The organism is Sphingomonas sp. NFX23 (genome assembly GCF_049887795.1).
Taxonomy (GTDB): domain Bacteria; phylum Pseudomonadota; class Alphaproteobacteria; order Sphingomonadales; family Sphingomonadaceae; genus Sphingomonas.
Map to the genome: position 1 here is coordinate 302,914 of NZ_JAGEKH010000004.1, position 12,210 is coordinate 315,123.

Genomic DNA, 12,210 nt, shown 5'->3' on the forward strand with positions numbered 1-12,210 from the left:
TTTAATGGCGCTCGATATTCTCGTCGTGGACGACGAACGTGACATTCGCGAACTCGTAGCCGGCGTCCTGGAGGACGAAGGCTATGAGACACGCGACGCTGGTGACAGCGATTCCGCCCTGGAAGCGATCGCAGCGCGGCGTCCGTCGCTGGTGCTGCTTGATGTCTGGCTGCAAGGGTCGCGTCTCGATGGGCTGGAACTGCTCGACGAGATCAAGCGTCGCGATCCGTCGATCCCGGTGCTGGTGATTTCAGGCCACGGCAACCTCGATACGGCCGTCGCCGCGATCCGCCGCGGTGCGTCCGACTTCATCGAAAAGCCGTTCGAGGCCGAACGGCTTTTGCTGATGGTTGCGCGGGCAACCGAGACCGAACGGCTCCGTCGCGAGGTGGCGACACTGCGGGCTACGGTCGGCCGCGAAACCGACCTGACCGGCAGTTCGGGCTCGATCAACGGCGTTCGCGCGACCTTGAAGCGGGTGGCGGCAACCGGCAGTCGGGTCCTCATCATGGGCGCGGCGGGAGTCGGCAAGGAAGTCGCCGCCCGCCTGCTGCACGGCTGGAGCCTCAGGACCGACGCGCCGTTCATCATCGTCAGTGCCGCGCGGATGACGCCCGAGCGAATGGACGAGGAACTGTTCGGCGTCGAGGAAGCGGGCGATCTCGTCCGTCCCGGTCTGTTCGAACAGGCGCATGGCGGCACGTTGTTCCTCGACGAGATCGCTGACATGCCGATCGCGACGCAGGCCCGTATCCTGCGCGCCCTGACTGACCAGAGCTTTACCCGGGTAGGTGGTACGCGCGTCGTCAAGGTCGACGTTCGCGTCGTCTCGGCAACCGCCCGCGACCTCGTCTTCGAAATCGCCGAAGGACGGTTCCGCGAGGATCTATATTACCGGCTCAACGTCGTACCGGTGATGATCCCGCCGCTGTCTGATCGTCGCGAGGACATCCCCGCGTTGGTCCAGCATTTCATCGCGCACTACGCGTCCGAGCGCCGCGTGCCGACGCCGGAAATCGCGCCGGATGCGATGGTTGCGTTGCAATCCTACGACTGGCCGGGAAATGTCCGGCAGTTGCGCAACGTCGTCGAGCGCACGATCATTCTGGCGCCGGGAGACCGGATCGGGCGGATCGATCTCGACCTTTTGCCGGCCGAAGTTCTCGGCGACCAGGGCGATATCGGATCGGCTGGATCGACCGCGATCATGGGCTCGCCTTTGCGGGAAGCGCGTGAGACGTTCGAGCGGGAATATCTTCGGGTGCAGATCCGACGTTTCTCGGGAAATATCTCGCGGACGGCCAGCTTCATCGGCATGGAGCGCTCGGCACTCCATCGAAAATTGAAGCTGCTCGGCATCACCGAAACCCGCGAGGAATAGACGCCGTAATTTCGCCGCCCTCTGGATATAGCAGGGCGGCGATCATAGATCAGTACCGCGCCCGGTAACCGGGTGCATCTCCGACGCCGGGAAACGGCGCCTTGCGGGCAAAGTCCCGCCAAAAACAAAGGGTTATCCCATTGGCCGATAAACCAGGCTCGCTTCAGGATCTGTTCCTGAACGCACTCCGGCGCTCCAAGACGCCGGTCACCATGTTCCTCGTCAAGGGCGTAAAGCTCCAGGGCATCGTTACATGGTTCGATAATTTTTCCGTCCTGCTGCGCCGCGATGGCCAGTCGCAGCTGATCTACAAGCATGCGATCTCGACGATCATGCCTGCTGGGCCCATGGACGTGTCGGCGATCGTCGATGCGGTCGGAGAAAACCAGAAGAAGCACCCGCTTTTGCAGGATATCTTCCTCAACGCGGTGCGCAAATCCGAAGACAGCGTGACGATGTTCCTCATCAACGGCGTCATGCTGCAGGGCCAGATCGCAGGTTTCGACCTGTTTTGCATGTTGCTTCAGCGCGAAGGCATGGCGCAACTCGTCTACAAACACGCTGTCTCGACGATCCAGCCGGCGCGCCCGCTGAACCTTGCCGAAGAGCCCACTGACACGGATGAAACGGACGATGACGATTGAGTAGTGGTTTCGAACGCGATCGGGACGAGTTCACCCGTGGAACACGAGCGATCGTCGTTCTCCCCGACCAGGGCGACGCCGCGCGCGACGTAGACGCTCGGTTGGAGGAAACCGCGGGGTTGGCCGCTGCCATCGGAGTCGAGGTGGTAGAACGGATCGCTTACCGCGTCCGCCAGGCAAAGCCCGCAACGCTGATCGGAAGCGGGCAGGTTGAATTGTTGGCCACCCAAGTTCGGATGGAAGAGGCGGGACTGGTCGTTTTCGATGCGAGCCTGACTCCGATCCAGCAGCGCAATCTGGAGAAAGCGCTCGAGGTGAAGGTCATCGATCGCACCGGACTGATCCTCGAGATCTTCGGCGAACGCGCCGCGACCGCCGAGGGGCGCTTGCAGGTCGAACTCGCGCATCTCGATTACCAGGCTGGCCGGCTCGTGCGGAGCTGGACCCATCTCGAACGTCAGCGCGGCGGTTTCGGCTTCCTTGGCGGTCCGGGCGAGACGCAGATCGAAGCGGATCGTCGTTTGATCCGCGACCGGATGGCGCGATTGAAGCGTGAGCTCGAGCAGGTCAGCCGGACGCGCGGGCTGCACCGCGAACGTCGCCAGCGTGCGCCGTGGCCGGTAATCGCGCTGGTCGGCTATACCAATGCTGGTAAGTCGACGTTGTTCAATCGCGTGACTGGTGCTGACGTGATGGCGGAGGATCTGCTGTTCGCAACGCTAGATCCGACGCTACGTCAGATTCAGCTACCCGGGCTCGACAAGGCAATCCTGTCGGACACCGTCGGCTTCGTTTCGGACCTTCCGACTCAATTGGTCGCGGCTTTCAAGGCGACCTTGGAAGAGGTCGTGTCCGCCGATCTGCTGGTCCATGTCCGTGATATCGCCCACCCAGATTCGGAGGCGCAGCGTGCCGATGTCGAGACGGTGCTGGCGGAGATCGGCGTCGACGACAATACGCCGCGGTTCGAGGTTTGGAACAAGCTCGACTTGCTCGATCCCGACGCGCACGACGAGATTGCCGGCGAAGCGGCGCGGCGCGACGACGTCGTGGCGATATCGGCGCTGAGTGGGGAAGGGGTGCCGCATCTGATCGAGCAGATCGCGGCAAAGCTGACGGGGGCGCATCGGCGCTATCGGATCACGCTCGATGCCAGCGATGGCGCGGGTGCTGCTTGGCTGCATGCGCATGGCGAAGTGTTCGGGAGCGTCGATGACGAGCTCGAGACGACATATGACGTGCGACTTTCCGATGCGGATTACGATCGGTTCACCCACCGCGACGTTTGACTACCTGCCACAGTTCCTCCTTCTGATCGAGGGTCATGCCGGCGAACGCATCGCCGCCGAGATCCTCGATCGCCCGGAACCGCGCCTCGAACTTCAGATTGCCAGCGCGTAATGCGCTTTCCGCGTCTACTCCGAGATGTCGCGCCCAGTTGGTCACTGCGAACAGCAGGTCGCCGACTTCTTCCGCGAGCTTCTCGGAAGGAGCGTCGAGAACCTCCTCGATTTCCTCGTGGACTTTCGCCAGCGGCCCGCTCGCATCCGGCCAGTCGAAGCCCACCCGCCCTGCGCGTTTCTGCAACTTGTCGGCCCGAGACAGTGCCGGAAGGCCAAGTGCGACCCCCGCCAACGCGCTGCTGTCCGATTTCACCGAACGCTCCTGCGCCTTGATTGCTTCCCATCCGGGCGACTGTTCCACGTCCCCGAATATATGCGGATGACGCCGTTCCATTTTGTCGGCAATCGAGGTCACGACGTCGGCCAGCGTGAAGGCACCGGCTTCCTCGGCAATGCGGCTATGGAACACGACCTGAAGCAGAAGGTCGCCCAGTTCGTCCTTTAGATCCCCGGGATCGTTCCGTTCAATCGCGTCGGCGACTTCATAGGCTTCCTCGATCGTGTAGGGCGCAATCGTGGACCAGGTCTGCACACGGTCCCATTCGCAACCTTCGACGGGATCGCGCAACCGGGCCATGATGGCGACGAGACGTTCGATCATAGAGAAGCCTTATAGAACGGGATTTTTCGGTCCGGAACGTACGCCAAAACATCGAGGGCGTGGTAGATGAAGACTGGACCGTATCAGGCCGTACATCGCGCAAAAGCAGCGTCGCGTCTGCCCGTTAGCTCTTCGAGCGACACCCCCGCAATATCGAAGCGGAGTTCGTGCATGTCCATGCCGGAACGGTAGCCGCCGGGCCAGACGCTGGTCAGTTCGAAGCCGCAATGCTGGAAGAACGGCGAGACCTGAGGCGAGGTGTCGACGGTGACGTAGCGCGTGGGCGGTTCGGCTGAGGTGGCGACATGGAGCAGGCGTTCGAACAGCAGCAGCTTGCCGAGGCCCGAGCCATGGTACGTCCGCGCGACCATGCCCCAGAAGAGCAGCGCCTTGTTGTAATGCTCCCAGATCTCGTAGCCGCCGAACGCGCCGGGGACGCCGTCGACGTCGACCACGAATGCCGGGCCGTCGGGCTCGTTGAGCGTCTCCTCCAGCCATTCGCGGTCGCCGGCGCCGAAATACTCGGGGAGGTTCGAATCGAAGATCGCGAGGACGGCGGCGCGGTCCTTCTCCTCGTAGCGGCGGGTCAGGATTCTCGTCATGGCTGGCTCCACTGCGCGATGGTTTCGATCGCGTCGGCGGTGGAACGGCTCCAGCAGCGCGAAGTGCCTTCGAAGGTCGCGGTCGCATGGGTCGGATCGATCACGACGGTTTCGATCGATTCGGGGCGGATGCGACGCGGTTCGCCGATGAGCTTCGCGTGCGCTTCCTTGATCGTCCAGCGGCGGAGCCAAGCTTGGGGCTGGGCGAGGGCGGGCAGGCGGCGGAGCGCGTCGGCTTCCGTCGGGGTGAGCATGTCCCAGAGCGGAGGGTGGTCGTCGATGACCTCGCGGTCGACAGCGATCGGTGCGCGCGCAACGCCGATTAGGGCGTGTGCACCGCGACTGGAGAGGCTGAGATACCAGCCACCGGGAGCGGAAACGATCGGCGCGCCGGCCGCACTGCGTGTCAGTCGAACATCGTCAGAGTCGCCGGCCAGTTTGCGGATGAGCGCAACGGCCAGGCCGTGTCGGATCGCGCGCGCATCGCCGGGCAGGCCGGCAGCGTACGGTCCAGACTCGGCAACGCTCCACGCGATTGGAGACTGCCCGTCCCAGACGAGCGCGACGAGCGGACCGTCGTGCCAGACCGGCGTCACGTCGCGACGGCGATCCGCGCCGGGCTCCCGTCCCAGCTAGTGCCGTCCGGCAAGGTCTCGCCCTTCATCACCACCGACAGGTCGCCGAGCTGCGCGTCGGCGCCGATCTCCGCGTCGTACAGCACGATCGCGAGCGAACCGATCGTCGCGCGGTCGCCGACGCGGATCGCGCCGACCTTCATCACGCGGTCCTCGAACAGATGCGTCTGCAAGCCGGCGAAATCGTTGAGCGCGACGTCGTCGCCGATATCGACGAGGTCGTGCTCCGTCAGGTCGGTGGTGTCGATGTAGCAACGCTTGCCGATCCGCGCGCCCATCAGGCGGAGGTACAGCGCAATCCACGGCGTTCCCCGGAGTGGCTCGAGCAAATTGGCGACCGCCAGATTCTCGTAGGTTGCGGTGACGAGTTCGGTGCGCCAGACGAAAATGCTCCAGAGCGGCGCGGTGGTGACCTTGTAGCGGCCAACGACGAGCCATTTGAGCGCGAGGACGAAGATCCCACAGGCGAGGCAGAAGCCGACGTACAGAAAGGGGAAGGTCGCCGCTACGACCAGCGCACCGTTGTCGAGATCGTCGAGGTCGCCGACCACCGACAGCAGCAAGCTGAAGAACACCAGGAACGCGGTCAGCGACAGCGTGGTGCGGACCGCCTCGATCGACAGGCGCGTGGCGATCAGCGCGCGCGACGGATTGAACCGCGCGCCCTCGTCGAACATCGTGTTGACCTGGCGCACCGGCAGCTTGATCGCGGGCGAGCCGAACCAGGTGCTACCCGCCTCGGTGGCGAGCGCGGGGTCGCTCGGCGGCTTCGAGAGCACGCCGACGAGCACCTCGTCGCCGATCTGCGTCCCGCCCGGCAGCAGCGCGGAATTGCCGATGAAGCTGCGGCGGCCGATCTTCGTGTGCGCCAGTTCGATCGTGCCGTGGCCAATCCGCGCCGCGCCGAAGATCACCGAGTCCGCGATGAAACTCTCCTCGCCGATTTCGACCAGGTCGGGCACGATCGCGCTGGCGGTCGAGATTTCCGCACGCCGGCCGACCTTCACGCCGAGCGCGCGATACCACGGCACCACGTACAGCGTTGCGAAGATCGGGTGGAGCAGGCGCAGCGCGAGGTCGTTGATCTGCTGCACGAACCAGTAGCGGACGTAGAATCCGCTGTTCAGCGCATACACCGCGGGTGCGACGCGACCGAGGATCAGGCGCTTGGCCGCCACCGTCAGCACGCACATCATCACGACATAGGTGACCGCGAGCAGTGGCGCGACCGCGACATAGGCATAGCCGCTGGTCGCCCAGTCGAGCTCGATCAGCGCGATCAGGCCGGGCGCGATCGGCAGGATCGCGACCAGCGGCAGGATCAGCGCGCACAGGAACAGGCCGATCGCCGGCCCGGCGTTGCGCGGGGCTGCGATGGCGGGGCGGCGAGGCGCATCGCCGTCGTGCGCGGCGGGCGAGCCTGCCCAGCGCTGGCCGGCGGGGATGGTCGTATCGGCGGGCAGCGCGGACAGATCGTCGAGCATAGCGTCGTCGCCAAGCGCCGCGTTGCGGCCGACCACCGCCATCGACCCGACGAACGCGCCCTTGCCGAGCTTGACGGTGCCGAGCCGCAGTAACCCGCGCTCGACCGAGCTGGTCGACAGCACCGACTGATCGCTGATGATCGCATCGTCGTCGGCGTGGAGCAGGTCGGCGGTGTCGATGATCCCGGTGCCGATATGAACGCGCTGGCCGATCTTCGCGCCCATCATCCGGTAATAACCGCGGATCATCGGCGTGCCCGCGAGATACGGCGTCGCGGTGACGCCGATGATCCGGCGGACCAGCCACCAGCGGAAATAATAGCTGCCCCAGAGCGGATAATCGCCCGCCTTGAACCGCCCGACGATCAGCCATTTGAGCGCGATCGACAGGAACATCGACGCGATCGGCACGACCGTGAAGAACAGCCCGCTGAGGATCAGCGCGTCGACCCGTGGCATGTCGCCCGCGAGATGCGTGTAGGCCAGATAGGGCGAGAACCATTGGAGGCCCGCCAGCGTGTAGATCGGCAGCAGCGCGAGCGTCTGCGCGGCGACGCACAGCCGGCGCTTCCACGGCGCGATATGGTGGAAGCTGGTCTCGTCGAGGATCGCGACGGGCGTTGTGCCACCGATCCGTAGCGCGAGCGCGCGAATGGTGGGCGCGGCGTAGACGTCCTCGAGCGACAGCCCTTCAAGGCCACGGACCTTTCGCGCTGCCGAAACCAACCGAGCGGCCTTCAGCGAATGGCCGCCGAGATCCTCGAACAGGTCGTCGAGCACCGATACCGGCTGCGGCGCGAACGCCTCGGCCCAGACACGGTGCAGGCTTTCCTCCATCGGCGTGGCGGGCGCGACCATCTCGCGGTCCGATGTCACGGTGATCTCGGGCTTGACCAGCGCCTTGCGGTCGACTTTCCCCGAAGCGGGGAGCGTCGGCATTTGCGACAGCAACTGGTAGCCCGTGGGGCGCATGTAATTGGGGAGCCGCTCGGCGACGCGGGCCTTGAGGCCGACCATGTCGATTTCCTCCGCCGGACGCGCGATCAGGAACGCGGCGAGGAACTCCGAGCCGTCGCCGTCGGTGAAGAGCTGGACGACGGTCTGCGCGACGCCGGGCCATTCGCCGATCACCGCCTCGATCTCGGCGAGTTCGACGCGGAAGCCGCGGATCTTCACCTGCGTATCGATCCTGCCGACGAAATCGATGTCGCGCGCCGCGTCGAGCTTCACCAGGTCGCCCGACCGGTAGATGCGTTCGGGGGCACCGGAAGGCCCGTCGAACGGCGTCATGATGAACTTCTCAGCGGTCAGGTCTGGGCGATTAACGTAGCCGACGCCGACGCCGGGACCGCCGATCACGAGTTCGCCTTCCTGGCCGTCGGGGACCGGCTGCATATGCTCGTCCACCACCCAGGCGGTGTAGCCGGGGAGCGGCTTGCCGATCGTGATGCGCTGGCCGGGGAAGACCTCGGTCCAGGTCGCGGTGACCGACGTCTCTGTCGGGCCGTAGGTGTTGAGCAACCGCAACCCCGGACGTGCGAGCCGCCGTGGCAGGTCGGCCGGACACGCTTCGCCGCCCATGTTGAGCAGGCGTAGCGTCGGCACCGGATGCTCGACCAGCGCGATCAGCGAGGGGACCACGTGCCAGATCGTCGTGTTCGCCTCGGCGAGCGCGATCGCCACGTCGGGCCCGCTGGTCGCCAGCGCCTCGGTCGCGACCAGCACGACCGCACCGACGAAGAACGCGCTCCACATCGTCTCGACCGACATGTCGAATGCGAGGCTGAACCCGCCGAACACGACGTCGGCCGGGGTCAGGTCGAGGATCGCGCTTTCCGAGCGGACCAGGTGGCACGCATTACCGTGCGAGATCATCACGCCCTTGGGGCGGCCGGTCGTGCCCGAGGTGTAGATGATGTAGGCGAGGTCCTGCGGGGTGGCCTGAGTGACGTCGCGGCCGATCGGTTCGGACGGCTCAGCCGCGAGATCGCCCAGCGCCGCATCGAGGGCGAGCGTTTTTCCCTTGAGGTTGGCGACGCGGCTGGCGACCGTGATCGTCAGCGCGGCTTCGCTGTCCTCGACGATGAAGTCGATCCGGTCCTGCGGATAGCCCCAGTCGACCGGCACATAGGCAGCGCCCGCGCGCAGCACGCCGAGGATCGCCATATACTGGTCGAGCCCGCGCGGCAGGCACAGCACGACGCGGTCGCCGCGGCCGATCCCCATCGCGCGGAGGCGGTGCGCGAGCGCGAGGCTGCGCGTGGCGAGATCGGTGTAGGTCCACTCGGTCTTTCGGTCGAATTCCTCGTCCGCACCGATCAGCCGCAGCGCGGTCGCGTCGGGATGCAGCGCGCGCGTCGCGTCGAAGATCTCGTGCAGCAGTTCGTCACGGGCGTAAGGCTCTGCGGCACGCAACGCAGGGGCGGGGGCGATCGACGGGTAAGCCGTCCTTGCTAAAATGGCGGTATCGGAAGGGCTTACCGGCGTGTCTTGCTGCATACTCAAGCCTTAGACGATGTCGAACGCCATTTGCTACTCGTCATCGGCGTACAGGAAAACCTTCGAAATCATCCGCCCGGCGCGAATGGAGGGCATGGCCAGAGAAGGCTTGCAGCGCTTTCGGTGCTGACTTACACCCCTACTACACCTTCGTCGGGAATCTTCACATGCGCGCCTCATGCCTCATCGGTTTCACCGCTCTCCTGCTGTCGTCGACCGCGCATGCAAGTCCGAAGGCGATGACGGAAGCGCCCGCCAAGGCGGTAATCGTACCCGATGCGAGCGCACCGAAGGGGCGTCTGTCCGATGCGGCGATACCTAAGGCGTATCGCCTCGACTTCACCATTTTGCCCGAGGCTGACCGGTTTTCGGGACATGACGAGATCGACGTCACGCTGAAGGCTGCGACAAAATCCCTGTATATTCACGGACGCGACCTGAAAATTGGCAAGGCGGTCGCGATGGTAGGTGGCAAGGCTACCCCGGCGATCTTCACGCAGGTCGATCAGAGTGGCACAGCGCGGCTGGACTTCGCGAATGTCCTGCCGGCCGGCGCGGCGACGCTGGCGTTCGATTATACGGGCAGTTTCGGAGACACCGCTTCCGGCCTGTTCCACGTCAAGGTCGGCGATGCCTGGTACAGCTGGACGCAGTTCGAAAGCATCGATGCGCGCGCTGCGTTTCCCGGGTTCGACGAGCCTGGCTTCAAGACGCCGTTCACCGTGTCCGTCACGACGCATCCAGGTCTGGTCGTGATCGGCAACGCGCCGAAGGTGTCCGTCACGAAGGTCGCCGGGGGAATGGAGAAGCATCAGCTCGCGGTAACCAAGCCATTGCCCACGTATCTCGTTGCGTTCGATACGGGGCCGTTCGTTCACCAGACCGGGACGATCCCGGCGACCCCCGAACGGTCAACGCCGATGCCGTATGGCGCCGTCGCGACGCACGCGCAGAAGGACAAGATGGGCTATGTGACGGCGGAGACGCCACGCATCGTGTCCCTGCTCGAGCAATATTTCGGCGAGCCGTTCCCGTTCCCCAAGCTCGACCAGATCGGCACGCCGATCATGCCGGGCGCGATGGAAAACGCGGGCGCGGACACCTATGGCGACGGCATCATCTTCCTCTCGCCCGGTGCGACGACGTCCGACAAGCAGGCGTTCGGGATGATCGTCGCGCACGAACTATCGCACCAATGGTTCGGCGACCTCGTCACGCCGGCGTGGTGGGACGACATCTGGCTGAACGAGAGCTTCGCCAACTGGATGGGCTATCGCATCGGCAATGCCTGGCGGCCCGAGCTCAACATCGGCGTCGGTGCGCTGGATGAGGGCTTCGGCACGATGAACACCGATGCGCTGGAGGTGGGACGCCCGATCCACCAGCCGATCACCGACAACGGCCAGATCGATTCCGCGTTCGACGGCATAACCTACGGCAAGGGCGGGCAGGTCGTCGCGATGATCGCGGCCTATCTCGGCGACGAGAAGTTCAAGGCGGGGGTCCGCCTTCACTTAAAGCGTCACGCGTATGGCAACGCGACATCCGAGCAGTTCTTCCAGTCGATCTCGGATGCGGCGAAGGATCCGCGCGTGCTGTCCGCGCTGAAATCGTTCGTCGACCAGCAGGGCGTTCCGGTCATCGACGTCCGGCGGCAGGGTAACGGCATCGTCGCGTCCCAGTCGCGCTATGCCTTCCTGGGATCGTCCCCGCCGCCATTGAGCTGGACGATCCCGTTCTGCGTTCGGGTCGGCGCGGCGAAGCAATGCACGCTGCTCGACAAGACCGTGACGTCGATTGCCGCGCCCGCCTCGGGCCTGATAATGCCGAACGTCGGCGGTGCGGGCTATTACCGTTTCGACATGGCACCGGCGGATTGGCAGGCGTTGATCGCGGCTTCGGGCACGTTGTCACCGGGCGAGGCGCTCGCCACCACCGACAGTCTGTGGGCTGCGTTCCGCGCGGGCAAGGCACCGGCCGCATGGCTGTTCGCGGAAGCGCGTGCGGTCGCGGCGAACCCGGATTCGACCGCCAGCATCGACGGCGGGCGGCGGATTGCCGGGTTGCGCTCGCGCGGCTTGATCTCGGCCGCTTCGCTGCCTGCCTACCGCACACTGTTGGCCTCGATCTACACACCGCGCCTGACCGCACTTGGGTTCAACCCGGCAGCGGGCGCCTATGCAAAGGATGATCCAGGTCGGCAGAACCTGCGCCACGAACTGGTCAATCTCGTCGCGGACGACGCGCGAGACGTTGCTGTCCGGACCAAGTTGAAGACGGCTGGCGAAAAATACCTAGCGGGCGACACCGCGGCGCTCGATTCCGGCTTTCTCGGAGCTGCGCTGACCGTGGTGGCAGAGGAGGGCGGTCTGCCTGCTGCGAAGATGCTGGTCGACAAGGCGTTATCGAGCGAGGACCCGGGCTTTCGCCAAGCCGCTCTCGGTGCCGCTGCGTCCAGTGGGCGGCCCGACGCCGCCAATTATCTCCTGTCGCTCGAAGACAAGCGGATGCGGAGCTATGACAGGATCGGGCTGATCTTCGGCGTCGCCGGCAATGCGGGAACGCGCGATCTCGGCATCGACTGGATCCTGGCGAACTACGACAAGCTTCTCGCCGGTGGCAACGGCATCTTCATCACCAGCCGCCTGCCGCAGGCGCTCGCGGTCCAGTGCGGTGCCGATCAGGCGGATCGGATCGATGCCAGGGTCGGCGCCTCGATCCGCAAGGCTAACGTCGGGTTGCTAAATTATCAGCGCACGCTGGAGAGCATTCGCCATTGCGGTGTATTGCGCCAGGCGAAGTCCGCGGAGATCGCAGCGGCTCTTGCGAACGCGAAGTAGCGCGCAAGGAGGGGGCTGAGCCAGCCCGGCGTGGCGTCGTCGGGCTCTTCACACGGCATCTAGCAGCGTTCACCATTGAACCGCATACGCTGAGCCAGGGACGATCGCTTATGACGATTAG

At 65.0% G+C, this 12,210-nt stretch carries 8 protein-coding genes; 4 read left to right on the forward strand and 4 right to left on the reverse strand.

Translation table 11 applies throughout. The annotated features are described in order from the left end of the window. Window positions 1-4: 4 nt before the first annotated feature. The 3 genes from J4O76_RS12360 (at window position 5) to hflX (ending at window position 3,314) form a co-directional block, all read left to right on the forward strand. A complete protein-coding gene (locus tag J4O76_RS12360; protein ID WP_056058755.1) occupies window positions 5-1,381 on the forward strand; it encodes a sigma-54-dependent transcriptional regulator in 1,377 nt (458 codons plus the stop codon). A gap of 101 nt (window positions 1,382-1,482) precedes the next feature. Next, a complete protein-coding gene (hfq, locus tag J4O76_RS12365; RefSeq protein ID WP_082441049.1) occupies window positions 1,483-2,025 on the forward strand; it encodes an RNA chaperone Hfq in 543 nt (180 codons plus the stop codon). After that, window positions 2,022-3,314, forward strand: coding sequence for a GTPase HflX (gene hflX / locus J4O76_RS12370; RefSeq protein ID WP_426282116.1), 1,293 nt, complete (start codon window positions 2,022-2,024; stop codon window positions 3,312-3,314). Before hfq ends, hflX begins: the two co-directional genes overlap by 4 nt. Here hflX and mazG read toward each other — a convergent pair. From mazG to J4O76_RS12390, 4 genes are all read right to left on the reverse strand, one after another. After that, window positions 3,295-4,029 carry a nucleoside triphosphate pyrophosphohydrolase gene (gene mazG, locus J4O76_RS12375; protein ID WP_426282117.1) on the reverse strand — a complete coding sequence of 245 codons (735 nt, stop codon included), beginning with the start codon at window positions 4,027-4,029 and terminating at the stop codon, window positions 3,295-3,297. The genes hflX and mazG overlap by 20 nt on opposite strands. Before the next feature lie 83 nt (window positions 4,030-4,112). Continuing rightward, window positions 4,113-4,631, reverse strand: coding sequence for a GNAT family N-acetyltransferase (locus tag J4O76_RS12380; RefSeq protein WP_426282119.1), 519 nt, complete (start codon window positions 4,629-4,631; stop codon window positions 4,113-4,115). Further along, entirely contained in the window at window positions 4,628-5,227 is a 600-nt protein-coding gene (locus J4O76_RS12385; RefSeq protein ID WP_426282120.1) for a 4'-phosphopantetheinyl transferase family protein, read from the reverse strand. Before J4O76_RS12385 ends, J4O76_RS12380 begins: the two co-directional genes overlap by 4 nt. Next, complete coding sequence (locus J4O76_RS12390; protein ID WP_426282121.1) at window positions 5,224-9,249, reverse strand: Pls/PosA family non-ribosomal peptide synthetase; 4,026 nt, start codon at window positions 9,247-9,249, stop codon at window positions 5,224-5,226. Before J4O76_RS12390 ends, J4O76_RS12385 begins: the two co-directional genes overlap by 4 nt. A gap of 167 nt (window positions 9,250-9,416) precedes the next feature. On the opposite strand from J4O76_RS12390, the gene J4O76_RS12395 reads away from it, so the two are divergent. Further along, window positions 9,417-12,089: a M1 family metallopeptidase gene (locus tag J4O76_RS12395; RefSeq protein ID WP_426282122.1), complete on the forward strand. Its 2,673-nt coding sequence runs from the start codon at window positions 9,417-9,419 to the stop codon at window positions 12,087-12,089. Window positions 12,090-12,210 lie beyond the last annotated feature (121 nt).

Excerpts from the sequence above, each read along its gene's own strand:
- J4O76_RS12380 (WP_426282119.1), bottom strand. The coding sequence starts at position 4,631 with ATGACGAGAATCCTGACCCGCCGCTACGAGGAGAAGGACCGCGCCGCC.
- J4O76_RS12390 (WP_426282121.1), bottom strand. The coding sequence starts at position 9,249 with ATGCAGCAAGACACGCCGGTAAGCCCTTCCGATACCGCCATTTTAGCA.
- mazG (WP_426282117.1), bottom strand. The coding sequence starts at position 4,029 with ATGATCGAACGTCTCGTCGCCATCATGGCCCGGTTGCGCGATCCCGTC.
- J4O76_RS12360 (WP_056058755.1), top strand. The coding sequence starts at position 5 with ATGGCGCTCGATATTCTCGTCGTGGACGACGAACGTGACATTCGCGAA.
- J4O76_RS12395 (WP_426282122.1), top strand. The coding sequence starts at position 9,417 with ATGCGCGCCTCATGCCTCATCGGTTTCACCGCTCTCCTGCTGTCGTCG.